This is a genomic window from Burkholderia sp. DN3021, from assembly GCF_049805555.1.
GTDB lineage: Bacteria > Pseudomonadota > Gammaproteobacteria > Burkholderiales > Burkholderiaceae > Burkholderia > Burkholderia pyrrocinia_C.
Genome location: NZ_JBNCAB010000040.1, coordinates 31,603 through 54,074, shown reverse-complemented (window position 1 = coordinate 54,074; position 22,472 = coordinate 31,603). Strand labels below are relative to the sequence as shown.

General features: G+C 67.0%; 26 protein-coding genes and 1 pseudogene. 9 read left to right on the top strand and 18 right to left on the bottom strand.

The annotated features are described in order from the left end of the window. Window positions 1–40: 40 nt before the first annotated feature. From argE to ACPUER_RS20280, 8 genes are all read right to left on the bottom strand, one after another. Entirely contained in the window at window positions 41–1,204 is a 1,164-nt protein-coding gene (gene argE / locus ACPUER_RS20315; RefSeq protein WP_310133770.1) for an acetylornithine deacetylase, read from the bottom strand. Beyond that, a complete protein-coding gene (locus ACPUER_RS20310; RefSeq protein ID WP_175961789.1) occupies window positions 1,197–1,874 on the bottom strand; it encodes a DUF1028 domain-containing protein in 678 nt (225 codons plus the stop codon). The genes argE and ACPUER_RS20310 overlap by 8 nt, the downstream gene beginning before the upstream one ends. Beyond that, window positions 1,871–2,320, bottom strand: a complete 450-nt coding sequence (locus ACPUER_RS20305) for a RidA family protein (RefSeq protein ID WP_310133765.1) — start codon at window positions 2,318–2,320, stop codon at window positions 1,871–1,873. The genes ACPUER_RS20310 and ACPUER_RS20305 overlap by 4 nt, the downstream gene beginning before the upstream one ends. A gap of 76 nt (window positions 2,321–2,396) precedes the next feature. Beyond that, window positions 2,397–3,719: a flavin-containing monooxygenase gene (locus ACPUER_RS20300; RefSeq protein WP_425131963.1), complete on the bottom strand. Its 1,323-nt coding sequence runs from the start codon at window positions 3,717–3,719 to the stop codon at window positions 2,397–2,399. 183 nt (window positions 3,720–3,902) lie between these two features. Then, window positions 3,903–4,349, bottom strand: coding sequence for a hypothetical protein (locus tag ACPUER_RS20295; RefSeq protein ID WP_425131962.1), 447 nt, complete (start codon window positions 4,347–4,349; stop codon window positions 3,903–3,905). Between the two features lie 159 nt (window positions 4,350–4,508). Beyond that, window positions 4,509–5,123 (bottom strand): hypothetical protein, encoded by a 615-nt coding sequence (locus ACPUER_RS20290; RefSeq protein WP_425131961.1) that lies wholly within the window; start codon window positions 5,121–5,123, stop codon window positions 4,509–4,511. A gap of 35 nt (window positions 5,124–5,158) precedes the next feature. Continuing rightward, on the bottom strand, window positions 5,159–5,452 hold the full coding sequence (locus ACPUER_RS20285) for a RebB family R body protein (protein WP_072437812.1): 294 nt from the start codon (window positions 5,450–5,452) through the stop codon (window positions 5,159–5,161). Window positions 5,453–5,565: 113 nt separating this feature from the next. After that, window positions 5,566–6,123: a sigma-70 family RNA polymerase sigma factor gene (locus tag ACPUER_RS20280; RefSeq protein WP_310133754.1), complete on the bottom strand. Its 558-nt coding sequence runs from the start codon at window positions 6,121–6,123 to the stop codon at window positions 5,566–5,568. Window positions 6,124–6,396: 273 nt separating this feature from the next. Here ACPUER_RS20280 and ACPUER_RS20275 point away from each other — a divergent pair, with 273 nt between their 5' ends. Beyond that, window positions 6,397–7,206 (top strand): Crp/Fnr family transcriptional regulator, encoded by an 810-nt coding sequence (locus ACPUER_RS20275; RefSeq protein ID WP_244137341.1) that lies wholly within the window; start codon window positions 6,397–6,399, stop codon window positions 7,204–7,206. 81 nt (window positions 7,207–7,287) lie between these two features. Here the strand turns inward: ACPUER_RS20275 and ACPUER_RS20270 are convergent, their stop codons facing one another. From ACPUER_RS20270 to ACPUER_RS20255, 4 genes are all read right to left on the bottom strand, one after another. Beyond that, window positions 7,288–7,611, bottom strand: a complete 324-nt coding sequence (locus ACPUER_RS20270) for a RebB family R body protein (protein ID WP_072437809.1) — start codon at window positions 7,609–7,611, stop codon at window positions 7,288–7,290. Window positions 7,612–7,807: 196 nt separating this feature from the next. Beyond that, entirely contained in the window at window positions 7,808–8,194 is a 387-nt protein-coding gene (locus tag ACPUER_RS20265; RefSeq protein WP_175961795.1) for a RebB family R body protein, read from the bottom strand. A 185-nt stretch (window positions 8,195–8,379) separates the two neighbouring features. Beyond that, on the bottom strand, window positions 8,380–8,712 hold the full coding sequence (locus ACPUER_RS20260; RefSeq protein ID WP_174380819.1) for a RebB family R body protein: 333 nt from the start codon (window positions 8,710–8,712) through the stop codon (window positions 8,380–8,382). Between the two features lie 94 nt (window positions 8,713–8,806). Next, the gene (locus ACPUER_RS20255; RefSeq protein ID WP_425131960.1) at window positions 8,807–9,457 is read right to left on the bottom strand and encodes a hypothetical protein; all 651 of its coding nucleotides are present in this window, start codon (window positions 9,455–9,457) and stop codon (window positions 8,807–8,809) included. Between the two features lie 233 nt (window positions 9,458–9,690). Here ACPUER_RS20255 and ACPUER_RS20250 point away from each other — a divergent pair. The 3 genes and pseudogenes from ACPUER_RS20250 to trpS form a co-directional block, all read left to right on the top strand. Continuing rightward, window positions 9,691–10,101: pseudogene (locus tag ACPUER_RS20250) on the top strand (HipA N-terminal domain-containing protein); the annotation flags it as partial. 262 nt (window positions 10,102–10,363) lie between these two features. Next, window positions 10,364–10,519, top strand: coding sequence for a hypothetical protein (locus ACPUER_RS20245; RefSeq protein ID WP_425131959.1), 156 nt, complete (start codon window positions 10,364–10,366; stop codon window positions 10,517–10,519). Between the two features lie 209 nt (window positions 10,520–10,728). After that, window positions 10,729–11,742 (top strand): tryptophan--tRNA ligase, encoded by a 1,014-nt coding sequence (gene trpS / locus ACPUER_RS20240; protein WP_425131958.1) that lies wholly within the window; start codon window positions 10,729–10,731, stop codon window positions 11,740–11,742. A 223-nt stretch (window positions 11,743–11,965) separates the two neighbouring features. Here trpS and ACPUER_RS20235 read toward each other — a convergent pair whose 3' ends face one another. From ACPUER_RS20235 to ACPUER_RS20220, 4 genes are all read right to left on the bottom strand, one after another. Next, on the bottom strand, window positions 11,966–12,352 hold the full coding sequence (locus tag ACPUER_RS20235) for a VOC family protein (RefSeq protein ID WP_310133736.1): 387 nt from the start codon (window positions 12,350–12,352) through the stop codon (window positions 11,966–11,968). A 209-nt stretch (window positions 12,353–12,561) separates the two neighbouring features. Next, a complete protein-coding gene (locus tag ACPUER_RS20230; RefSeq protein ID WP_175961801.1) occupies window positions 12,562–13,482 on the bottom strand; it encodes a bestrophin family protein in 921 nt (306 codons plus the stop codon). A 163-nt stretch (window positions 13,483–13,645) separates the two neighbouring features. Further along, window positions 13,646–14,653 carry a cytochrome d ubiquinol oxidase subunit II gene (cydB, locus tag ACPUER_RS20225; RefSeq protein ID WP_072437801.1) on the bottom strand — a complete coding sequence of 336 codons (1,008 nt, stop codon included), beginning with the start codon at window positions 14,651–14,653 and terminating at the stop codon, window positions 13,646–13,648. 2 nt (window positions 14,654–14,655) lie between these two features. Beyond that, a complete protein-coding gene (locus ACPUER_RS20220; RefSeq protein WP_425131957.1) occupies window positions 14,656–16,056 on the bottom strand; it encodes a cytochrome ubiquinol oxidase subunit I in 1,401 nt (466 codons plus the stop codon). 422 nt (window positions 16,057–16,478) lie between these two features. Between ACPUER_RS20220 and fdhD the strand changes: the two genes are divergently transcribed. From fdhD to moaD, 5 genes are all read left to right on the top strand, one after another. Further along, window positions 16,479–17,360 (top strand): formate dehydrogenase accessory sulfurtransferase FdhD, encoded by an 882-nt coding sequence (fdhD, locus tag ACPUER_RS20215; protein ID WP_175961803.1) that lies wholly within the window; start codon window positions 16,479–16,481, stop codon window positions 17,358–17,360. Continuing rightward, complete coding sequence (gene glp, locus ACPUER_RS20210; RefSeq protein ID WP_425131956.1) at window positions 17,348–18,562, top strand: gephyrin-like molybdotransferase Glp; 1,215 nt, start codon at window positions 17,348–17,350, stop codon at window positions 18,560–18,562. Before fdhD ends, glp begins: the two co-directional genes overlap by 13 nt. Window positions 18,563–18,761: 199 nt before the next feature. After that, on the top strand, window positions 18,762–19,886 hold the full coding sequence (gene moaA, locus ACPUER_RS20205; protein WP_175961805.1) for a GTP 3',8-cyclase MoaA: 1,125 nt from the start codon (window positions 18,762–18,764) through the stop codon (window positions 19,884–19,886). Window positions 19,887–19,932: 46 nt separating this feature from the next. Continuing rightward, window positions 19,933–20,505: a molybdenum cofactor biosynthesis protein MoaE gene (locus tag ACPUER_RS20200; RefSeq protein WP_425131955.1), complete on the top strand. Its 573-nt coding sequence runs from the start codon at window positions 19,933–19,935 to the stop codon at window positions 20,503–20,505. A 58-nt stretch (window positions 20,506–20,563) separates the two neighbouring features. Further along, window positions 20,564–20,821: a molybdopterin converting factor subunit 1 gene (gene moaD / locus ACPUER_RS20195; RefSeq protein WP_131947243.1), complete on the top strand. Its 258-nt coding sequence runs from the start codon at window positions 20,564–20,566 to the stop codon at window positions 20,819–20,821. Window positions 20,822–21,069: 248 nt separating this feature from the next. Here the strand turns inward: moaD and ACPUER_RS20190 are convergent, their stop codons facing one another. Both ACPUER_RS20190 and ACPUER_RS20185 read right to left on the bottom strand, forming a co-directional pair. Further along, entirely contained in the window at window positions 21,070–21,669 is a 600-nt protein-coding gene (locus ACPUER_RS20190; protein WP_425131954.1) for an NADPH-dependent F420 reductase, read from the bottom strand. 27 nt (window positions 21,670–21,696) lie between these two features. After that, window positions 21,697–22,464, bottom strand: coding sequence for an SDR family NAD(P)-dependent oxidoreductase (locus ACPUER_RS20185; protein WP_204420804.1), 768 nt, complete (start codon window positions 22,462–22,464; stop codon window positions 21,697–21,699). Window positions 22,465–22,472 lie beyond the last annotated feature (8 nt).

Genomic DNA, 22,472 nt, shown 5'->3' with positions numbered 1-22,472 from the left:
CCCGCGCCGCCGGACGCGCGCGGGCGTGTCGGCTATGGGTTCAGGCGGCCGAAGCAAGATGCGCGGCCAGACGGCCCAGCATCGCGTCGCATCCGTGCAGTTGTTCGAGCGTGACGAACTCGTCGGGCTTGTGCCCCTGGTCCATGCTGCCGGGCCCGCACACCACGGTCGGAATGCCCGCCTGCCCGAACAGCCCGCCCTCGGTGCCGAACGCGACCGTACCGAACGCATCGGACCCGCTCAGCATCGCGAGCAGGCGCGCGGCTTCGCTGTCGGGCGCGGTCGCGAGCCCCGGGTACGCGCCAAGCGGCTGCAGTTGAATATCGGTATCCGGCTGCACCGCGCGCATCCTCGGCAACAGTTCGGATTCCGCATAGTCCTGCAGCTTTCTCGGCACGTCGTGCGCATCGAAATCCGGCAGCGCACGCACCTCGAAATCGAACTCGCATTCGGCCGGCACGATGTTCAGCGCGCGGCCGCCCTTGATCAGCCCGGTCTGCACGGTCGAGAACGGCGGATCGAAGCGGCTGTCGTGCCGTTCGGGCCGCGCGAGCGCCGCGCCGATCTCGCCGAGCCGGCCGATCAGCTTCGCCGCATAGTCGATCGCGTTGACGCCCGACGGCGCGTACGCCGAGTGGCACGCCGCGCCCTTCACGTGGCAGCGCATCGCGAGCTTGCCCTTGTGACCGAGCACCGGCTTCAGTTCGGTCGGCTCGCCGATCAGGCACAGGCGCGGCCGGTGCTCGCGTGCGGCCAGTTCCGAGAGCATCGGCCGAACGCCGAGACAGCCGACTTCCTCGTCGTACGAGAACGCGAGATGCACGGGCACGCTCAGCGGCCTCGCGACGAACGCGGGCACCGCCGCGAGCACCGAAGCGATGAAGCCCTTCATGTCGGCCGTGCCGCGACCGTACAGGCGGCCGTCGCGCTCGGTCAGCCGGAACGGCTCGACCGTCCACGCCAGCCCGTCTGCCGGCACCACGTCGGTGTGGCCCGACAGCGCGATGCCGCCGCGATCGCGCGGCCCGATTGTCGCGTACAGGCTCGCCTTCGTGCGCTCCTCGTCGTAGAACAGTTCGCTCGATACGCCGAAGCCCGCGAGATAGTCGCGGATGAACTCGATCATCTCGAGGTTCGAATCGCGGCTGACCGTCGCGAACGCGATCAGCCGTTCGAGCAGCGCGCGGCTCGATGCGTCACTCATCGCCCGGCACTCCGTAGCTCGGCGCGGCGGTCGGGTTCAGCGCGCGGGTCTGGTAATCCTGCATCTGCGGGCGATACGCGCGCCACAGCGCGTCGAGCTGCCCGATCGGGTCGGCATCGGCCCAGTCGACGCGCAGGTCGACGATCGGCCAGGTCACGTCGCCGACCACCTTCAGCGCGGCCGAATGCACCGGCCCCGCCTCGCCGCCGGCTGCGATCGCCGCATGCATCGCGGCCAGCAGGCGATCGGCGAGCAGGCCGGGCGCCTGTTCGAATGCACGCACCATCGCATCGATCACGGCCGGCGCGGCCAGCAGGTTGCCGGCCGCCACGCATTGCTCGCCCTTCACCGCGTGATGCGTGCCGAGCGCTTCCTTGCCGGTGAAGCACGCCGTCTGCCCTTGCCCGTCGATCACCGTGACCTGCCGGTACTGGCTCCAGCCGTTCGCGCTGAGCGCGCGGTCGAGCGCCGCGGCGCTCGCGAGCTGTTCGTGCTCGATCAGGTCGAGAATCTGCGGGCCGAGCGCCGGCAGCGTGATGTTCTGCGTCGCGACCGCGCCCACGCCCGCACGCACCCACGGGCAGCGCGCACCCACCGCGATGCTCGACGAGCTGATCGCGATCCCGAGCTGCCCCGTCTCCGGGCAGCGCCCGACGATGGAGAAAGTCATGTCGCCTCCGGTGCGCGGTTCGGCTGCCAGTTGTCCGGGATCACCGCGATCACGTCGATTTCCATCAGCCACTGCGGCTGGCCGAGCGCGGACACGACGAGCCCCGTCGAGATCGGATACACGCCCTTCAGCCACTTGCCGACTTCCTGGTACACCGGCTCGCGGTAACGCGGGTCGATCAGGTAGGTCGTCGTCTTCACGATATGCGTGATGTCGCTGCCGGCTTCCTCCAGCAGCTGCTTGACGTTCTTCATCGCCTGCCCGGCCTGCGCGCGCGCGTCACCGAGGCCGATCAGGTTGCCGTCGAAATCGGTGCCGACCTGGCCGCGCACGTAGACGGTATTGCCGGCCCGCACGGCCTGGCACAGGTCGTTGTCGAGCGTCTGGTTCGGATAGGTATCCTTCGTGTTGAACATGCGGATACGCGTATGGGTAGGTTGGCTCATCGAGGTCCTTCGATCGTCGGTGGAAACACCCGCCGCGCCGGCAGCGGACGCGGCGCGGCGGGTTCGTGTCGGTTCGTCAGTTCGTCGCTTCGGCGAGCGGGCGCGTGTCGGCCTGCGCCGCTTGCGCGGCCGCGCGATGTTGCGACGCGTCGTGGTAGTCGAGGTACTTGCGCTGCGTCACGATGTGATCGGCGATGTGCTTCGCGTCGTGCCATACGCCCCAGATGAAGCTGGAACCGCGCCGCGACAGCCACGGCAGCCCGAGGAAATAGATGCCGGGCTCCTTCGACACGCCGCGCTGGTGCTGCGGCTTGCCGTTCGCCGCGAACGCGTCGACGTTCAGCCAGCCGTAGTCGACCGCATAGCCGGTCGCCCAGACGATCGACGTAACGCCGGCGCCGGCGAGGTCGAGTGCAAGGATCGGATGCGCGACGCATTCGGGGTCCGGCAGGATACGGCGCGCGTCCGGCTCTTCCGGCAGGTCGAGGCCGTTGCGCGCCGCATACGCGTCGGCCGCATCGAGCAGCGACAGGTAGTTCTCGTCGCCGCGCGCGAGATTGATCGCGAGGTCGCGTTCGAATGTGACCACGCCGCCGTCGAACGACTTCGTCAGCCCGACCAGCGTCACGCCCTGGTTCGCCAGCTTGCGGAAATCGACCGTATGGCCGCCGCGCGCGCCGCTCACCGCGATCGTCACGTGTTCGCGGCCGGGCGTCGCGACTTCCTTGTCCCATTCGCCGAGCACGCCGAGCCACCAGCAGAAGTCGCGGCCGCGATACGCGCGCGGCGGGCGATCGTGCGGGCCGACCGACAGGTAGACCTGCCTACCCGCGCGCTGCAGCTCGTCGGCGATCTGCACGCCCGACGAACCCGCGCCGACCACCAGCACCGCGCCTTCCGGAAGCTGGCCCGGGTTGCGATAGTCGGCGGAATGGATCTGCACGAGACGGGCGTCGTCCGGCGCGATCGGCGGAATCACCGGGCGCTGGAACGGCCCCGTCGCGACCACCACGCGGTTCGCTTCGATCGTGCCGTCGGACGTCTCGACGACGAAGCCCGGCTTGCCCGCGTTGCGCACGACGTTCTTCACTTCGACACCGGTGCGGATCGGTGCGTTGAATTTCCGCGCATACGCTTCGAAGTAGTCCGCGACCCGGTCTTTCGTTGCGAACGCATCGGGATCGAGGCCGTCGAATTCGAGCCCCGGGAAGCGGTCGTGCCACGCGGGGCCGTTCGCGACCAGCGAATCCCAGCGCCCGGTGCGCCAGCGTTCGGCGATGCGGCTGCGCTCCAGCACGAGATGCGGCACGCCCAGCTTGCCCAGGTGCTCGCTCATGGCCACGCCGGCCTGCCCGGCGCCGACGACGAGCGTATCGATTGAGGTTGTTTCGACTGCCACGGCTGTCTCCTTCTGAAGTGCGGCTCGATGCGACGTTCTTGCTGTCGCACGAGCTGGAATGGAGACATTCTGCTGACACACCGCCGGAGGCGAAACGATGATTTTTGTTGGTGTTGACGAGCAAAAAGCTGGGTGTGGCGCGGGCGGCGAGCGGCGCAGGACGACGCGCCCGTACTGCGCCGGCTACGCGTTGGTCCATGGACCGGTGCCCTTCTGATACTGGATCACGCCGCCGTTGATCCGCACTCGCAGGTTGCCGTCCGGCACCGGCACCCAGTTTTGCATGTCGAGGCTCAGCATCAGCGCGACGAAGAAATCCTGCAGCTGTTGCTGCTGGCTGGCCTGCCAGAGATCGATGCGCCCGAGGCAGGCACGCAGGTCGCCGCTCTGCTGCATGATCGTCTCGACCTGCCCGGCCACGTTCGCCGACGGATCGTAAACCTTCGTGCCGTCGCCGCTGACGATCGACAGATGGATTGCGCGCACCGACGTCGGCTGGCCCGGCGTCTGCTCGACGAGCGCGATGCAGCTCGTCATCGCGCCGAAATCGATTTCCGCCGCATCTCCCCAGATGCGCTCGCCAACCGCCAGCGGCGCGGGACCTTGTACGTTGTGAATGTCGTAGGGCATGGGTTCCTCATTTGACTCGATGGGACTGCCGGTGGCGGGGCCGCGACGTGTCCGGGAAAACGGACGCGCGTCGGTCCCGCCGCTCACATCCCGCATCCGGCCTGATGGCCCGGCGGGTCGTGTCGGTTGATTCCTTGCCACTGCGCGCGCGGTCGCGCTCTACGTGCCCTTCTTGTCCAGCAGCGCCTGATACTTCTGCAGGCTCTCGTCGATCTTGTCGAGCGCGACACTCGCGGCCTCCCCTTCGATCGCCTCCGCGGCACCCGCGACGATCGCCGCGGTCGCGACGAACAGGTCCGTCAACAGCAGGCCCATCGCATCCATCGCCATCCCGGGCACGTTCTCGTCGATGGTCTTCTGCGCCAGATCCTTCATCAGCACGCTCTTGCCCGCGATCGCCAGCGACGTCGACGCCTCGAAGTAGTTGGCCGCCGCCTGCGCGACCATGCCGCCCGCCTGCGTGATCATCATGTTCGGGCCGACGGCGATCTGCGTCGTCGCGTAGGACGCGGCTTCCGCGTTGATCGCCTGCACGGTCTGCAGCGACGAGCCGCCGGGCCCGGTCGCACCCGCGATCTGGTTCGGCGCCTTCAGCGCATCGGTGAGCCTGCGCAGCCGGTTGACCGGCCACGTACGCGCGCCGGCCTTCGACGCCGCGGTGCTCGGCGCGACATCGGCCGGCGTCGTTGCTTCGGCTGCGGCGTCTGCGACATCGCGCGGTGTCTGCGGTGTCTGCGGCGCGCCGTCGCCGCGCCCGCCCAAAATGCCTTTCATGTTCATGGTTCAGGTATCCCGAGAGTCAGCGCGTCCTAATGCGTGGAACCCGTCTGCGGCCCGGCCGTCGGGGCATGCGCCGCGCCGCCCGATGCCCCCTTCGGCGACGCTTCGACGGACAGGATCATGGCCACCGCCTTCGACACCACGGCGTTCGAAATCTGGTTCAGCGCCGCCTGCTGCTGCGTCATGTTCTGCGCCGAGATGCCGACGGCCTGGCTGAACATCTGGTAAAGCGTGCCCAGCGCCTGGGCCGGCGATCCCGCGACGACGCTGACATTGGTCTGCGTCAGCGCGTCGGTAACCTGCTCATTGACTTTGTCTGCCACGAGGCCTCCTCGGATCTCGGCTCCGGCATGCGATTGAAGGAACGGCGGGCCGGCAGGCCATCGACGCCGCGCATGCCGTTAGGAACGCTGCGTGCCCGCGTTCGTGAACGTGCTCAGGCGAGTTCCTCGCGCAACTTCTTGCGCAGCAGCTCGACGCGCTTTCTGGCAAGCGGCTCGTTGATCCCGAGCGTCGCCGCGATGTGCAGATAGGGGCGGTCCTCCTCGAACTTCAGCGTGAACAGCATCTGCTGCTGCGGCGGGAGCGTGGACAGCGCCTGCTCGAGACGCAGCAGCAACTGCCGGAGCAGCAGTTGCTGCTCCATCGACGGTGCGTGGCCAGCCAGCTCGACGGTGTGATCGTCGTCCCAGTCCGGGTCGAATTCGAGCCTGCCGCTTTCGCGGAGACGGCGACGCGCGCCATCGAGGAACGCATGGTTCAGCGCCAGAAAGAGAAAGCCGGCCAGGTTCTGAACGCGCTCGGGCGAGCGCTGCAGGTAAATGTGGACCTTGAGTGCGGTATCGGAGAGCAGTTCGTCGGCACGGTAGATATCGCCCTTGCACAACAGGCGCGCGCGGCGCCGCAATTTCCCCTGCATTTCCCGCCACGTGCGATCGAGCTGCTGCGCCGGTGACTCAGGCGTCGGGGCAGCGTGCTGGTTCGAGGTTGTCATCCCGTGCCTTCCTTTTTTATGGAAAACACAGAATCGATTCGATGCCGCGAATGGCGCTGTTACCCGCGTAACACCGTTATCAAGATAATCGGTTTTGGTAAATTTTCTTGATTATTATGAACGGAAATTTTAATCCCCCGGCATAGCCCCATCCGTCGTTTCAGGTGCGCCGCCGGGCGTGAATAACGGCATTGCGATGAAAAAAGAACGACTGCCGCGGCGACGCGTTCGCGCGCCGGCACGCGGCTATCCGCGTCGATCGACCAAGCGTCCTTGCCGCCGAAGTGCCGCCATATCCGGACTGCTTGCCGATTATCTGGCTATCTTCATTGTTCATTTTTCACGCAGTGCCAAAGGCAGCGTTTTTCGCTAGGTGGCCGCATCGTCAAACAACCTCGCACGGAAAACATGCCTGCCCTTGCTAACGTTCAAACGCTGCGCAATATACCGATACTCACCGATCTGCCGGAAAGCCTTCTGGCTCATATCGAGCGGCATGCCACGCCCTGGCCCGAACACGGCAATCGCCTGTTGTTCTTCAAGGGCGATCCGGGAGATTTCGTCGCCTTCGTGCACCGCGGCCGCGTCTACATGACGCTGCACGAACCCGGCGGACGCGAAATCATTCTCGGCCACTCGGTGCCGGGCGAACTCATCGGCGAGAGCACGCTGATTCGCGCACACCGGCGCAGCTTCACAGCGCAGTTGAGCCCCGACTGCCGCATTTCGCTGCTGCATCGCCAGTACTTCGCGCCGCTGCTGGCCAACGCGGATTTCATGGAGCGCATCCACGAGCAGCTGTGCCGGCACATCCATCAGCTGAGCGACTTCGTCGAGTCGGCGTGCCTGTACCGGCTCGAAGCAAGGCTCGCGCGCCATCTGCTGAACCGCATGCAAGGGAACGATCTCGAGGTGCCGCTGCCGGAGAACCAGAGCATCCTGGCAGCGATGCTCAACGTCAGCCGGCCGCGACTGAACAGCAGCCTGCAGAGGATGCAGCGCGACGGCCTGATCCGGCTTCGCGAGCACGGCGTGACGATCGAAAAACCGGAGCAGCTCCGGTACATCGCCGACGCCAATTGATGCCCCGGCAAGCACGTGCGTCGTGCCGCGCCGCGGCGCGGGGAGGGTGCGCGCGCCGGGTGGCATGGCGCGCGGTGAAGGTCAGCCGCGCCAGTGGCTGATGGCGTTCATCAACTGCGCGATGGCGGCCAGCTGCGACGCAAAGTTGTCGTTCGCCGAGCGCGCCGCGGCGGCCGCCGCCACCGGCGAGCCGGCATAGAGCTGCATGATGCCGACGGTCGTGGCGGCGAGGTTGGACGCCGCCTGGTTCGCCTGCATCTGCACCGCGTTGTGCAGCAGGATCGCGGACGCATGGCTGTTCGACTGCATGAGCGTGCCCAAGGCCACGGCCGGGGCTTCGCCCACCACCTTGACGTTGGCTTGCGTGACTGCATCGGTAATCGCGGCGGAAACCTGTTCCGTCATGTCGTTACTCCTGGTTTGCTCGCCGCTGCGGCGCAGTCGCGGCGAAAGCATGAGTGGGTCGGTCGGCGACGCGCGACGCACGGCGCCGTCGATGCGCCGCGGGTGCTCGCCGTCGCGGGCGTCGACACGACGTCGGGCGCCGGGCGGAAGCCACTTGGATCGAGGCCGCCGCCCGGCGTCGACGCCGGGTTACGCGTCAGGCAAGTGCCTTGCCGAGCGCGAGCACGTCAGCCAGCACGGAAAGCACGCCGTTCGAGCCGATTTCCGTCGCGGCGGCGCCGGCGCTCGCCGGCCCGAGCGTGTAGAGCTGCATCGTGCCCACGTTCGTCGAGGTCGGCAGCTGAACCGCGGCCTGCGACTGCTGCTGCACGGCGTTCTCGAACAGCACACTGAGCGAATGGCTCTGGGCCTGGTACAGCGAGCCCGTCGCCATTGCGGGCGCTTCGCCCACCACCTTGACGTTGGTCTGCGTGACCGCGTCGGTGATCGCGGCATTGACCGTGCACGTCTTGCAGTCGCAGGGGTCCTTCGGGTCATTCGGGACCCTCAGGTCGTCGGCGTTCGCGTTTGCGTCATTTGCCATCGTGTTTCTCCTGGTTTGCGAACGGGCGCCGCATCGAATCGGCTCGGCCCGTTCTGTCGGTTGCTCCGGAACACCGCGCGGCACCGCTGTTCAGGCGCCGGCGGCCGTGCTGCGGATCCGCGGCAAGGCGGCGGCATGGGCGGCTCGTGCCGCTTGCGCCGCCGCTCGACCACGGCGTTGCCCCCTTAGTGGGTCACCGCCTTGCCGATCGCGATCACGTCGGCCAGCAGGGAGATGATCCCGTTCGAGCCGATTTCCGTGGCGGCCGCACCCGCGCTTTCCGGCCCGATCGTGTAGAGCTGCATCGTCCCCACGTTCGTCGACGTCTGCGACTGGATCGCGGCCTGCGACTGCTGCTGCACCGCGTTCTCGAACAGGATGCTGAGCGAATGACTCTGGGCCTGGTACAGCGAGCCCATCGCCATTGCCGGCGCCTCGGCGACCACCTTGACGTTGACCTGCGTGACGGCATCGGTAATCGCAGGATTGACCTGGCACACTTGGCACTTATCACCCATTTTTTGCTCCTTGATTCACGTAGTTGAGAGATCGCACATCGGGGCCGGCCGGTTTCGCATTCAGCCGCTCGACTTCAGCCGCATGACCCGCGTGCTACTCCATGGACGCTGGGCCGGCGGTATCGTGAACGGCGGCGGTGGCGGCAGCACCCGGCGCGGTCGGTTCGGACCGTTCGGTCGGACCGGCGCCGACGTTTTGCAGCCGGCCGTCTATCGCGTCGAGCCGTACGGCGAGCCGGTCGGCGAGCGAATCGACGTATTGCCGGAAGCAGGCTTCGATTTCCTGCCGGATGAGGCCCGTCAGCTGTTCGCCGATCATCGCCAGCGCCTGGCGGGTGCTGTCCTGGATGTCCGCCGTGCCGGATGCCTGCGCGTCGCCCGGCGGCTCGTGCGCGTCGAGTACGCCGGACACTTTCTGCTGTTCCGACGCCAGCATGCCGAGGGTCGTCTCGTTCTGCGCGTCGATCGTCTGCAGGATGCCGCGCATCTTCTCGTACGCCTTCTGCTGGTTGAGCTGCAGAAAATGCTTGACCTGCTCGCGCGCCTCCTGCCGGGTTTTCAACCGCGGCAACGGCGGGTTCGCGGCGCTCGCCTGCGTGGCCGTGCCGGGAACCGGCGCCGGCTGGTTCCCGTGCCTGCCCGGCAGCCGCTCCAGCAGCGCCTGTTCTTCGCCCGGATCGAGGGGCCGTCCCAAGCGCTTCTCTGCGAACTGCCTCAGCAGGGGGTCGAGTGCTTCGCTGCTCATGGCTCACACCTCCTCGATGTCCGCCCGCGGCGCCGGTGCGTGCGGTTCGGGTTCGGATGGACGCGGCGCCGACGCGCCTTGGTCGACGTGCTGCAATGGATATCGCATGGTGTTCTCCGGGAAATGGATGCGCGACGGCCTTGCCGGAAATTTCGGCAGGACTGCTGCAGGGACGAACCGTGCGACGGGTCTGTGAAGTCGGTCGCCGGCTCGCGCCGGCTGCGTGCGTCGGGTACCGGATGTCGCCGACGTTCGGGCTGCGCGTGGAAGCGTGCATCGATACGTCGACCGATCGCCCGGTCCAGCGGTTCTTCGACCATCTGCTGCCCGAGGAAGGGAGGCGCATGTCGCTCGCGCGCGAGGCGAAAGGAGACGCAGGCTACGCCTGGAGCCTGCTCGCATACTTCGGACGCGAATCGGCCGGCGCGCTCACGCTGCTCGCCGAAGGCGAGCGGGGAGCGGCGGCAGCACGCAGCCACTTTCGCTCGACGAGCTTGAACGCCGCATCCAGGCGATGCCCGAGTGCGCGCTGAAGACCGCGCCGAAGAGTGTGTCACTGGCCGACGCACGGCAGAAGCTGCTGTTGATGTTGCGCGACGACGCCGGGCTACGCGCTTTTCGAGCAGATGGGCAGCGAGCCGACGGCCGCGCCCATCCCCGACAATTCTTGACTGTGGCCGGACTGCCGAACTGGTAGGATGCCCGTCGCCTCGGCATGGACGGCAGCCACAGGACGTTCAACCGTCCCTTTTTAATGCCCCGCGACCGGTCAACCCCGCAGTCGCGCCCAGGCAACTCGGTGCGCCAACCGCGCCCCAGCCCCCGTTGAACCCCGCAACACCCCGGCGTCGCCCCGCTCGACCCGTTGCAGTAACCGTTGGAGTGGCGCCTCGCGCGCCTGCAAGCATGAAGAAACCGAATCCGCCCATCCCCTCCCCGCGCAACAAAGACCGCACGCCGCTGGTGCGCGCGGGCGCGCTGCTGCTGATGGCCGGCCTGCTGTACCTGCTGTGGCCGTCCGCCGAAACCGCGTACCTCGCGATGGAATCGGTGTTGCGCTGACGCGCATGGCCGTCCCCGCGCTGCGTTATACTTTCGAGATGGAAACCAAACCTGCCCTGCCGAACCTGCCTTGCTGGTGGCGCGCCTGACCCAGGCGGCCCGTTTCCTTTTGCATGTCCCAAACGTGATGCCGCCAGCCATGGCGGCATTTGCGTTTCTGCGCCGACATCATGGCTGGCGGCTTCGACAACCCGGAGCCAACGACAACCATGACCCACCCGAACCGCCCGACCATCCTCACCGGCGACCGCACGACCGGCCCGCTGCATCTCGGCCACTACATCGGCTCGCTGCGCGCGCGCGTGCAGATGCAGCACGAAGCGCGGCAATTCCTGCTGCTCGCCGATACGCAGGCGCTGACCGACAACATGGGCCGCCGCCAGCGCGTCACCGAGAACGTGATCGAGGTCGCGCTCGACTATCTCGCCGTCGGCATCGATCCGGCGATCTCGACGATCGTCGTGCAGTCGCAGGTACCCGAACTCGCCGAGCTGTCGCAATACCTGCTCAACCTCGTCACGGTCGCGCGCCTCGAACGCAATCCGACCATCAAGGAAGAGATCCGCCTGCGCGGCTTCGAGCGCGACATCCCGGCCGGCTTCCTGACCTACCCGGTGAGCCAGGCCGCCGACATCACTGCGTTCAAGGCGACGCACGTACCCGTCGGCGACGATCAGTTGCCGATGATCGAGCAGACCAACGAACTCGTTCGCCGCTTCAACGCGACCGTCGAGCAGCCGGTGCTGGTCGAATGCGAGGCCGTGCTGTCGTCGGTCACGCGGCTGCCGGGCATCGACGGCAAGGCGAAGATGAGCAAGTCGCTCGGCAATGCAATCACGCTCGGCGCGACGCCGGACGAGATCGCGCAGGCGGTGAAGGACATGTATACAGATCCGAACCACCTGCGCGTGAGCGACCCCGGCCAGATCGAGGGCAACGTCGTGTTCACGTTCCTCGACGCGTTCGAGCCGGACGTGCAGAAGGTCGATGAGCTGAAGGCGCACTATCGCCGCGGCGGGCTCGGCGACAGCGTCGTCAAGCGCGTGCTGAACGAGCGGCTGCAGGCACTGATCGAGCCGATCCGCACGCGCCGCCGCGAGTTCGAGGCCGACAAGGCCGAGGTAATGGCGATCCTGAAGCGCGGCACGTTGCACGCGCGGGAAGTCGCGGGTGCGACGCTCGCGGAGGTGAAGGGCGCGCTGGGGCTCACGTATTTCGATTGAGCGGCGCAGGCGGCAAACGCGGTGCGAGGACGATGCGCGGCGGAAAGCCGGAGCGGCTTGTCAGGCTCCGGACGGCGCAAGGCCGCCCCGCAGGCGGTCAGCCACCGATCGGCGCCGTCATGCCCGTTCGCACCCGCTATCGTTTCCCCGTCAGCCACGCCCGCCCGCGACACCATGAGGCCAGCGGAAACGATCGGCCGGCTGATCAGGCCCGCGCAACGCGTTACTTCATCTGCATCAGTTGAATGAGGTTCCCGCACGTATCGTCGATCACGGCGACGCGTACGGGCCCCGCGTCCATCGGCTCCAGCGTGAAGTGAACACCATGCGCCGTGAGCCGCGCGAACTCGCCATCGAGATCGTCGACCTGGAACGAAGCCGCCGGAATGCCGTCTTCATACAGCGCCTGTTTGTAAGGTCCGACCGCACGATGGTTGCTCGGCTCGAGCAACAACTCGGTGCCGTCCGGCTGGTCCTTCGACACGACGGTCAGCCAGCGGTAGTCGCCCACCGGGATGTTGTTCTTCAGCCTGAAGCCGAGCTTGTCGGTATAGAACGTCAACGCCTTGTCCTGATCGTCGACAAAAATACTCGTCACGTAGATTCGCATTTCAATCCCTCCTGAAGCGGCAATCGGCAATCGCCGTTCGTACGGTCACGCTGCATCGTCGATAACAGGCAACGCCCGTGCCGCTATTCTTCGTCGAAATCGATGACAAACGCATAACCGCCGTCGATCCGCTTGTGCAGGCAGCCGCCGAAGTCGTCGCCGATCACCGCGTAGGCCAGCCGGATAACCGACGCGTTGCGCGCGCCCGCTTACGTGATCTGGTACGTCGATGCCGGCTCGAATTCCTCCGGCATCGCGCGGTCGCCCAGTTCGAGCACCGACCGCTCGATCGTGCGCGTCATCGCATCGAGCGCGAGCGCATTCGGCGCGAGGCCGAACGGTTCGGCGACCTCGTTCGCGATCGCTTCGAGTGCGATCAGCGTGTACGAGATGAACACGCAGATCAACGGCGTGAAGAACTCCGTCGAATCGACGAGGCCGAACGGCAGCAGCACGCAGTACGCATACACGGTGCGATGCAACAGCACGCTGTACGAGAACGGGATCGGCGTCGACAGGATGCGCTCGCAACCACCCACCGACTTGCCCAGTTCGTCGAGCTGCGTCTCGAACATCCAGCACGTCGCGTCGCTGCCGGGCGCGCGGCCCAGCGCGCGGACAATGCCGCCGCGCAGCTCGTCGAGGATCGCGACCGGCTTGAAGCATTTGCGTGCGAGCGCGCCGGCACGCTCCGCGCCGAGGATGCGCTGCAGGTCTTCGGTCGGATCGGTATGGCGCAGCTGATGCTTCAGCGCATACGTGAACGCGATCAGCAGATCGGCGAGCCGGTTGCGCTCGGCATCGCCGACGCTGTCGGGCAGGTAGCGATTCAGTTGCGACGTCACGTTGCGCGCCGCGATCAGCAGGTTGCCCCACAGATGCCGCGCCTCCTTGAAGCGCTCGAAGCTCGCGTTGTTGCGAAACGCGAGGAAGATCGCGAGCGCGAGCCCGAACAGCGTGAACGGCGCGGTGTTGAGCGGAATCTTCTCGCCGAAGATGCGCCCGTTCGTGAAGACCGCCAGCGTGCTGACGATCGCCATGAACACCAGTTGCGGAATGATCGATTGCAGCACGGAGCCGTTCCAGACGAACAGCATCCTGAGCCAGTTTTGTCGTGGTCTGACGATCATGATTGTTTCTCGACTGACAAAGGAATACGCAACACGCAACGCCCGCACCCGATGCGCAACGGCCCGCGCGTGGCGGGCCGCTTTCGGGCAGGGGACGTGCCGGGGCCGCGCTGCGCGCGATGATACGCGCACGCCCGCCGCGCCCCGTCACATCGCGCGCCGCTCAGTGATAGCCGATGTCGCCCTCGCGCACCTTGCCGCGGAACACGCGGTACTGCATCGCGTTGTACACGAGGATGATCGGCAGCACGATCACCGTGCCGACGAGCGCGAACAGCTGGCTCGAATGGCTCGACGACGCGTCCCAGATCGTCAGCGACGGCGGCACGATGTTCGGCCAGATGCTGATCACGAGCCCCGTGTAGCCGAGGAACACGAGTGCGAGCGTCAGCAGGAACGGCGTGGCCTCGTGCTGGCGCTTCACCGTGTGGAAGATGCCCCACACGCACGCGACGACGAGGACCGGCACCGGCAGGAACCAGCCGAGGTTGCCGCTGCCGAACCAGCGGTGCGCGACGGCCGGCAGCCCGATCACGGTCCACAGGCTGACGACGGCCATCACGGCGAGCAACACACCCGCGAGCGGCTTCATCAGCAGCCGCATCTTGCGCTGCAGTTCGCCGTCGACCTTCAGGATCAGCCAGCCGCAGCCGAGCGTCGCATACGTGACGAGCACGCCGATCCCGCAGAGCAGGCTGAACGGCGACAGCCAGTCGAACGGCCCGCCCGCGAACTGGTTGTTCTCGATCTTGATGCCCTGCAGCAGCGAACCGAGCACGATCCCCTGGCAGAACGCCGCGAGCGCGGAGCCGCCGATGAACGCGAGATCCCACATGTGTTGCGTGCGGGTCGCCTTCGCGCGCAGTTCGAACGCCGCGCCGCGGAAGATCAGCCCGACCAGCATCAGCACCAGCGGCAGGTAATTCGCGGGCAGCAGCGTCGAATACACGACCGGGAACGCGCCGTAGAGCCCCGCGCCGCCGAGCACCAGAAAGGTCTCGTTGCCGTCCCACACCGGCGCGACGGTGTCGAGCATCACTTGCCGCTCGGACTTCGCATCGAAGAACGGGAACAGCAGGCCGATGCCGAGATCGAAGCCGTCCAGCATCACGTAGATGAACACGCCGAGGCCGATGATCGCGGCCCAGACGACAGGAAGATCGATTTGCATGATTACTCCGCTTCGGTGACGTTCAGCGGCGTGGACAGCGCGCTCTTGCGCAGCCCCGGATGCCGGTGCAGCTCGATGTACCCGGCCTGGGCGGCCGGCCCGCGCTTCATCAGTTTCATCATGTAATAGATACCCGTTCCGAACACCAGGAAATACACGACCACGAAGATCAGCAGCGACACGCCGACCTGCTGCGCGCTGAGCGGCGCGACCGAATCGACGGTGCGCAGCACGCCGTACACGGTCCACGGCTGCCGCCCGACCTCGGTCGTGACCCAGCCGGCCAGCAGCGCGACGATGCCCGACGGCCCCATGCCCACCACGAACCACTGGAACCAGCGCGTTTCATACAGGCGCCCGCCCTTTCTCAGCAGCAGCCCGAGCAGCGCGGTCAGCAGCATCAGCATCCCGAGGCCCGCCATGATCCGGAACGTCCAGAACACGATCGGCGAATACGGGCGGTCCTGCGGCGGGAATTCCTTCAGCCCGCGGATTTCGCCATCCCAGCTGTGCGTAAGGATCAGGCTGCCGAGGTGCGGCACCTGGATCGCATAGCGTGTGGTTTCGGCCTGCATGTCGGGCAGCCCGACGAGGTTCAGCGCGGTGCCGCCCTTCTCGGTTTCCCACAGCCCCTCGATCGCCGCGATCTTCGCCGGCTGGTATTCGCGCGTGTTCAGCCCGTGCGCGTCGCCGACGACGATCTGGATCGGCGCGAGCAGCAGCAGCATCCACAGCGCCATCGAGAAGCTGCGCTTCACCGGCTCGTCGCGGCGCCCCTTCAGCAGGTGCCACGCGCCGCACGCGGCGACGATGAAGCCCGCGACGATGAACGCCGCGATCGTCATGTGCACGAGACGGTACGGGAACGACGGATTGAAGATGATCTTGAACCAGTCGACCGGCACGACGAGGCCGTTCTCGATTTTGTAGCCCTGCGGCGTCTGCATGAAACTGTTCGACGCGAGAATCCAGAACGTCGAGATCAGCGTGCCGACCGCGACCATCAGCGTCGCGAAGAAGTGCGCGCGCGGGCTCACGCGCTGCCAGCCGAACAGCATCACGCCGAGGAAGCCGGCTTCGAGGAAGAACGCCGTCAGCACTTCATACGTGAGCAGCGGCCCCGTGATGTTGCCGGCGACGCGCGAGAAGCCGGCCCAGTTCGTGCCGAACTCGTATGCCATCACGACGCCGGACACCACCCCCATCCCGAAGCCGATCGCGAAGATCTTCGACCAGAACTGGAACATGGATTTGTAGGCGGCGTCGCCGGTGACGAGATAACGCCATTCCAGCACCGCCAGGAAGCTCGCCATGCCGATGCTGATCGCGGGAAACACGATGTGGAACGACACCGTGAACGCGAATTGCAATCGTGCGAGATGGAACGCATCGAAGATTTCCATGACCGTAATTTGCTCGTGATTGTGAAAACGTCCGCCCGAAGCAGGAAATCGCGCGACGGCTTCGCGACAACACATGCGAACACAAACGATCGCTCGCATGGCATCGAAGCGTGAACGACGATATCGCGTTTGCCACGATACTCGCAATCGCGCGAACGCGTCCTGAAACTGTGCTTTCCGTCCCGGCAAAGATGTGTGTCCGGAAAAGACACAACCGGCGCCGGGCGTCGCAAGCTGTACTGCTTTCCGCGTTGCGACGCTGTGCCTGCGGCGCGCTGTTCACCGCCCTTACCATGTGATGCAACGCCTGCCCGCGGCGACGGCGCGCCCCTCGGCGCCCGCCCGGCGGCATCGATTCCCGTCGCCCGGCGTACGCGCCGGGCCCGGCCGGCACGCCGGCCGATCCGCCTGGAGAAAAACGCATGGAGTCCTGCACCCGCCGCGACGATCCGACCGGCAGCACCGCGTGTCATGTGACGCGCCATCGCGCCGGCGAAACGCGCGACACCGTCGATCGCGTCGTCGACGAAACGCCGGTTGCACTCGTGTTCAACGGCATCTCGCACACGGTCATGATGGCGACGCCGATCGACCTCGACGCGTTCGGGCTCGGCTTCGCGCTGAGCGAAGGCATCGTCGAGCGCGCGTCCGACGTGTTCGACATCGAGAGCGAATGCCGGCCCGGCAGCGCCGAAGTGCGGCTCACCGTGTCGCAGCAGGCGTTCATGGCACTGAAGGCGCACCGCCGCGCGCTGGCCGGCCGCACGGGCTGCGGCGTATGCGGGATCGAAAGCATCGCGCAGCTCGATCTGCACCCGCCGCGCATCGATGCCGCCGGCGCGGCCGCCGGCATCGGCGCCGACGCGATCGCACGCGCCGCGCGCGCGTTGCCGGCCCACCAGACGCTGATGCGCGAGACGGGCGGCATCCACGCGGCCGCATGGTGCGACCGCGGCGGCGCCGTGCTCGACGTATTCGAGGACGTCGGCCGCCACAACGCGCTCGACAAGCTGATCGGCCGGCTCGCGCGGCGCCGCGCCGACCTGCACGCGGGTTTCGTGTTCCTGTCGAGCCGCGCGAGCTACGAACTGGTGCGCAAGGCCGCGCGGGTCGGCATCCCGATGATCGCGACGATCTCGGCGCCGACGTCGCTGGCGATCGACGTCGCCCGCGAAGCCGGCGTGCGGCTGCTCGGCTTCTGCCGCAACGACGGCTTCGTCGAATACGTGTCGCCCGACGCCGCCCATCCCGACCAACCGGCGCTTTCGCAAGCGCATCCGGCTCTCTCGTCATGCAACAACTGATCGATTTCGACACCGCGCAGCAGCATTTCGCCGGCGCGTTCGCACCGCTGGACGCGGTCGTTTCCGTGCCCGTCGCGGACGCTGCCGGCCACGTGCTGGCCGCGCCGCTAACCGCCGTGCTCGACCAGCCGCCGGCCGACCAGAGTGCGATGGACGGCTACGCCGTGCGTCACGCGGATCTCGCGCACGGCGAGCCGCTGCGCGTCGCGCAGCGCTGCTATGCGGGCGACACGCCCGCGCCGCTGGCCGCGCGCACGGCCGCACGCATCTTCACCGGCAGCCTGATTCCGCCCGGCGCCGACACCGTCGTGATGCAGGAGCATGCGCACGAACAGGACGGCTGGGTCGCATTCGACGCGCCGCAGCGCAGCGGCTCGCACATCCGCCGCCGGGGCGAGGAAGCGCGTGCCGGCGACCTGCTCGTGCCGGCCGGCGTACGGATGGGCGCGATGCACGTCGGCGTGGCCGCCGCGCAAGGTTTCGCGCGCATCGGCGTGCGCCCGGCGCTGCGCGTCGGCATCCTGACGACCGGCGACGAACTCGTCGCGTGCGGCCAGCCGCGTGCGCCGCAGCAGATCTACAACAGCAATGCGCCGATGCTCGCCGCGCTGGTATCGGGAACCGGTGCCGGCGTTGCGATGAGCCTGCATGCGGCCGATACGGCGCCCGCCATCGATCGCGCGCTGCGCGACCTGCACGCGTGTTGCGACCTGGTGATCTGCGTCGGCGGCGCGTCGGTCGGCGACAAGGACCTGCTGCGCCCCGCGCTGGCCGTGCTCGGCGCGTCGTTCGTCGTCGGCGGCGTGCGCATGAAACCCGGCAAGCCGGTCGCGCTCGCGCGGCTCGACGCGCGGCCCGTCGTGCTGCTGCCCGGCAATCCGGGCGCCGCGATGACGGCGTTCGCGCTGTTCGTCGCGCCGCTGATCCGCTGCCTGCAGGGGCGCGACGCGTGCGTGCCGATCGTGCCGTCGCTGCCGATCGACATCGACTTCGAGCCGGATGCGCAGCGCGAGCGCTTCGTGCGCGTGCGCCGCACCATCGGCGCCGACGGCTCGGCCGTGCTCGACACGCTGCGGCAGCAAGGCGCCGGCACGCTGCAATCGCTCGTGCAGGCGAGCGGGCTCGCGCGGCTGCCGGCCGGGAAGCGCATCGCGCGCGGCGACGCGGTACCGTATTACGAATTCGCGCACTGGCTAGCATGATCGCGACGCCGGATAGCCGCCCGATGCCGCGCATTCGCCGCGCACCCCGTACGGCGAACTGTATTCCTGCAATTCGGGCGCGATTGTGTCCCTGCCGCAAAAGTCCGGCGGACTATGCTCACGATGAGGCTCGCCACGACCTGTGCACCGATACGTCGGCACGCACGCGCTCGATCGGCGACGCCCCTCCGCTTACTTCATGCAGGCCGACGACCCGATCGTGAATGCCATCGTTTCCGCCGCGCCGGCCGCCGCCGCTTCCTCCGGCGGCGCATCGCCGGGCGCCTTTCCCCGCACGACCGACACGCTCGGCCGCCCGCTGCGCGACCTGCGCCTGTCCGTCATCGACCAGTGCAATTTCCGCTGCGGCTACTGCATGCCGCGCGAAAGCTTCGGCGCCGGCTACGCATTCATGCCGTCGTCCGAGCGGCTGTCGTTCGCGCAACTGGAAAAGATCGCACGCGCGTTCACGTCGCTCGGCGTCGAAAAAATCCGCATCACCGGCGGCGAGCCGCTGTTGCGCCGCAACCTCGAGGCGCTGATCGAACGGCTGGCCGCACTGACGACCGTCGACGGCAAGCCCGTCGAAATCGCGCTGACGACCAACGGTTCGCTGCTCGCCGCGAAAGCACGCGCGCTGCGCGACGCGGGGCTGTCGCGCGTGACCGTCAGCCTCGATGCGCTCGACGACGCGGTGTTCCGCCGGATGAGCGACGCCGACGTGCCCGTGTCGCGCGTGCTGGCCGGCATCGAAGCCGCGCATGCGGCCGGGCTCGCGCCGGTCAAGGTCAACGCGGTGATCGAACGCGGCGCGAACGACGACCAGATCCTGCCGCTCGTGCGTCACTTCCGGCATAGCGGCGTGGCCGTGCGCTTCATCGAATACATGGACGTCGGCGGCGCGAGCTTCTGGTCCGGCGACAAGGTCGTGCCGGCCGCGCGGATGCGCGAGCTGATCGACGAGCACTATCCGCTCGTGCTGGTCGGCGAACCGGGGCACGACGCGACCGCGATCCGTTGCGCGCACATCGACGGCGCCGGCGAGGTCGGCTTCATCGCGAGCGTGTCGCATCCGTTCTGCGGCACCTGCTCGCGCGCACGCGTGTCGGCCGACGGCAAGCTTTATACGTGCCTGTTCGCGACCCAGGGCACCGACCTGCGGCCGTGGCTCGACGACGCGGCGCCGGTCGACACGCTCGCCGCCGCCGTGCGCGATCGCTGGACGCGGCGCGACGACCGCTATTCCGAGCGCCGGGCCGCACGGCCGGCTCGTGCGCCGGGCAAGACCTATCCGACCGTGCGCATGTCGCTCGTCGGCGGCTGACGGGCCGCCGCGCGATACGGGGCGCACCGCCTACAGGAGAACCGTGATGACGAGCTTCACCGAATCCCGCGCCGGGCTGCCGGACGATCCGTTACGCGCCGGCAGCCATTCCCATTCCGCCGACGCCACCGAACCGCACACCGAACCGCCGCCGGCGATTGCCGCCGGCTTCGAAGTGCGCGTGCAGTATTCGGCGATCGACGCGGGTGCCGAGCTTGCACCGATCGTTCGCAATCCGAATGTCGGCGCGGTCGTGAATTTCCTCGGTGTCGTGCGCAAGGAAGGCGACGTCGACGATGTCGTCGCGCTCGAGGTCGAGCACTACCCGACGATGACCGAACAGGCCCTGTGGAGCATCGTCGAGGAAGCCAGCGCGCGCTGGCGGCTCGAAGCGGTCAGGATCGTGCACCGCGTCGGGCGCATTCCGCTCGGCCAGGCAGTCGTGCTGGTCGTGGTGGCTGCCGCGCATCGCGGGTCCGCGTTCGATGCGTGCGAATTCCTGATGGACTTCCTGAAGACCCACGCACCGTTCTGGAAGAAGGAGATCCGGCACGACGGCGAATCCGGCTGGGTCGAGGCGAAGGCGCACGACGACCAGGCAATGCGGCGCTGGGGATGACCGCGCCCGCTTCGCGTTTTCCGATTCCGCCGACTCCGATTCCATTCAAGACATCGCGATGAAACTGACAATCAAATACTTTGCAAGCATTCGCGAGCAACTCGAAACCGACGAGGAAATCGTCGAGATCGATGCGCGCGAACTTACCGTCGATGCGCTGCGCAGCACGCTGGCCGCGCGCGACGCGCGCAGCGCCGAAGCGCTGCGGATGGACCGGCCCGTGCGGGCGGCCGTCAATCTCGAGATGGTGACGGGCGGCTTCGTCGTGCGGGAAGATAGCGAGGTGGCGTTTTTCCCGCCGGTGACGGGCGGGTGACATGATGATGGGCCGCAATTCGTCATGACGTCGACGGACCCGTGCAGCACACGCCCGCGGGTTTCGAGAATTACCGCCGGGCGGTCGGCGTCGCGGCGCTGCTGAAGGATTTCGGCGAGCCCGGCGTGTTCACCGGGATCACGGTGTACATGCTCCTGGTGGCCGTGATCACGGGGCCGCTGCATCGACGGGTTGAGTCCGCACCGGTAATCGGCCATTCGACTCGGCGAAATGGCCGGAAGCCGTTGTCATCGGTCGAACTTGATCAAGTCCTTGAAGATCAGCCGACCCCAGCTTTTCCCGCGCGCATGCACAAGCAGTCCACCTTCCGAAAGCCCGCCAAGTTCGATTGGCGCGAAACCGAGATTTTCCGCAAGCTCGCCAATCTTCGCTGCGGCGCCGTCATCGTCGCTCGCGAGAAACACGACTCTCCTGCCGCCGTGGACGGCCGGATCCCGATCAAGGACGGCCGCGACCAGATGGTTGAAGCCTTTCACCAGCCTGGCTCCGGTGAACGCCTTCGCGACGAAAGCAGAGGACGGGAGACCGCTCAGTTCCTCAAGCGGGGCCTGCGTGTTCATCGCGTCGACGATGGTCTTCCCCGTCCAGTCGGGCAGTGCTTTTGCGACCTCCGGGTGCGACTCGAAACGAACTGCCAGAAAGATGATGTCCGCCTTGACGGCTTCAGTCAGGGTTTTGGGAATAATCGTGGGTCCGATCGCGGCTGCCTCGGCTGCAAAGCTTTTCGGGTCGCGCGTGGTTGCAACGGCCACTTCGATACCGTTGCGGGTGAACGCCTTGGCCAGCGCCTGGCCAATCTTGCCGAAGCCAATGATTGCGTAACTCATATGTTTCTCCGTCGTTTCCCGGCGCGGTCAGAGCTTGTAACCGCCGCTCGCTTCGATCGTTTGGCCGGTCACCCAATGGCCATCATCGGAAGCCAGGAACGCCACGACGGCGGCGATTTCCGAAGGCTCGCCACAGCGTCCCAGCGCGATTTGGGCCTCGAGCGCCTTGACGAGTTCGGGGTTCTCCCGCAAGGCTGCGTTCGCATCCGTTCGCGTGTAGCCCGGCGCCACGGCGTTCGCGGTGATGCCACGCGGCCCCAGCTCGATTGCGAGCGTATGGGTCAGGGTGTTGATGGCCGCTTTCGCCATCGAGTAGACGGGCGCAGCCGTCACGGGCTTCGTTGCGGCAGCGGAAGAAATGTTGATGATGCGTCCACCATCGGCGAGACGATCGAGAGCGGCCTGAATGATGAAGAAGGGCGCGCGGGCGTAGACCGCCATCAGGGTGTCCCAACTCTCCGGCGTCGCGTCCTTGAAGCCAACCCAGCCGGAATTGCCAGCGTTGTTGACCAGAATGTCGAGGGCCTTGCTTCCGTTGCGCCTGGTGAACTCGTCGTCAAGTCTCTCGAACAAGGCCGGGACGGTCGCCGGGTCGACGAGATCCGCATGGATCGCGAACGCGGTGCCACCCGCTTTCTCGATGGCCGCGACCGCCTCGTCTGCGCCGGATTTGCTGGCATTGTAGGTCAGCGCGACCAACGCGCCGTCCTTTGCAAGACGTTCGGCGATGGCGCGGCCAATGCCCCGCGATGCCCCGGTAACGAGAGCTGTTTTGCCCTTTAGAGATTGTGTCATTCGTTTAT

What these genes read in the sequence shown, in the direction of transcription:
- ACPUER_RS20260 (WP_174380819.1), bottom strand. Translation starts at nt 8,712, where the DNA reads ATGGGTGATAAGTGCCAAGTGTGCCAGGTCAATCCTGCGATTACCGAT.
- moaA (WP_175961805.1), top strand. Translation starts at nt 18,762, where the DNA reads ATGCAGGCCGACGACCCGATCGTGAATGCCATCGTTTCCGCCGCGCCG.
- moaD (WP_131947243.1), top strand. Translation starts at nt 20,564, where the DNA reads ATGAAACTGACAATCAAATACTTTGCAAGCATTCGCGAGCAACTCGAA.
- ACPUER_RS20280 (WP_310133754.1), bottom strand. Translation starts at nt 6,123, where the DNA reads ATGACAACCTCGAACCAGCACGCTGCCCCGACGCCTGAGTCACCGGCG.
- ACPUER_RS20190 (WP_425131954.1), bottom strand. Translation starts at nt 21,669, where the DNA reads ATGAGTTACGCAATCATTGGCTTCGGCAAGATTGGCCAGGCGCTGGCC.
- ACPUER_RS20245 (WP_425131959.1), top strand. Translation starts at nt 10,364, where the DNA reads ATGAAGAAACCGAATCCGCCCATCCCCTCCCCGCGCAACAAAGACCGC.
- ACPUER_RS20270 (WP_072437809.1), bottom strand. Translation starts at nt 7,611, where the DNA reads ATGACGGAACAGGTTTCCGCCGCGATTACCGATGCAGTCACGCAAGCC.
- argE (WP_310133770.1), bottom strand. Translation starts at nt 1,204, where the DNA reads ATGAGTGACGCATCGAGCCGCGCGCTGCTCGAACGGCTGATCGCGTTC.
- cydB (WP_072437801.1), bottom strand. Translation starts at nt 14,653, where the DNA reads ATGCAAATCGATCTTCCTGTCGTCTGGGCCGCGATCATCGGCCTCGGC.
- ACPUER_RS20310 (WP_175961789.1), bottom strand. Translation starts at nt 1,874, where the DNA reads ATGACTTTCTCCATCGTCGGGCGCTGCCCGGAGACGGGGCAGCTCGGG.
- trpS (WP_425131958.1), top strand. Translation starts at nt 10,729, where the DNA reads ATGACCCACCCGAACCGCCCGACCATCCTCACCGGCGACCGCACGACC.
- ACPUER_RS20220 (WP_425131957.1), bottom strand. Translation starts at nt 16,056, where the DNA reads ATGGAAATCTTCGATGCGTTCCATCTCGCACGATTGCAATTCGCGTTC.
- ACPUER_RS20230 (WP_175961801.1), bottom strand. Translation starts at nt 13,482, where the DNA reads ATGATCGTCAGACCACGACAAAACTGGCTCAGGATGCTGTTCGTCTGG.
- ACPUER_RS20200 (WP_425131955.1), top strand. Translation starts at nt 19,933, where the DNA reads ATGACGAGCTTCACCGAATCCCGCGCCGGGCTGCCGGACGATCCGTTA.
- ACPUER_RS20265 (WP_175961795.1), bottom strand. Translation starts at nt 8,194, where the DNA reads ATGGCAAATGACGCAAACGCGAACGCCGACGACCTGAGGGTCCCGAAT.
- glp (WP_425131956.1), top strand. Translation starts at nt 17,348, where the DNA reads ATGCAACAACTGATCGATTTCGACACCGCGCAGCAGCATTTCGCCGGC.
- ACPUER_RS20305 (WP_310133765.1), bottom strand. Translation starts at nt 2,320, where the DNA reads ATGAGCCAACCTACCCATACGCGTATCCGCATGTTCAACACGAAGGAT.
- ACPUER_RS20185 (WP_204420804.1), bottom strand. Translation starts at nt 22,464, where the DNA reads ATGACACAATCTCTAAAGGGCAAAACAGCTCTCGTTACCGGGGCATCG.
- ACPUER_RS20235 (WP_310133736.1), bottom strand. Translation starts at nt 12,352, where the DNA reads ATGCGAATCTACGTGACGAGTATTTTTGTCGACGATCAGGACAAGGCG.
- fdhD (WP_175961803.1), top strand. Translation starts at nt 16,479, where the DNA reads ATGGAGTCCTGCACCCGCCGCGACGATCCGACCGGCAGCACCGCGTGT.
- ACPUER_RS20295 (WP_425131962.1), bottom strand. Translation starts at nt 4,349, where the DNA reads ATGCCCTACGACATTCACAACGTACAAGGTCCCGCGCCGCTGGCGGTT.
- ACPUER_RS20290 (WP_425131961.1), bottom strand. Translation starts at nt 5,123, where the DNA reads ATGAAAGGCATTTTGGGCGGGCGCGGCGACGGCGCGCCGCAGACACCG.
- ACPUER_RS20255 (WP_425131960.1), bottom strand. Translation starts at nt 9,457, where the DNA reads ATGAGCAGCGAAGCACTCGACCCCCTGCTGAGGCAGTTCGCAGAGAAG.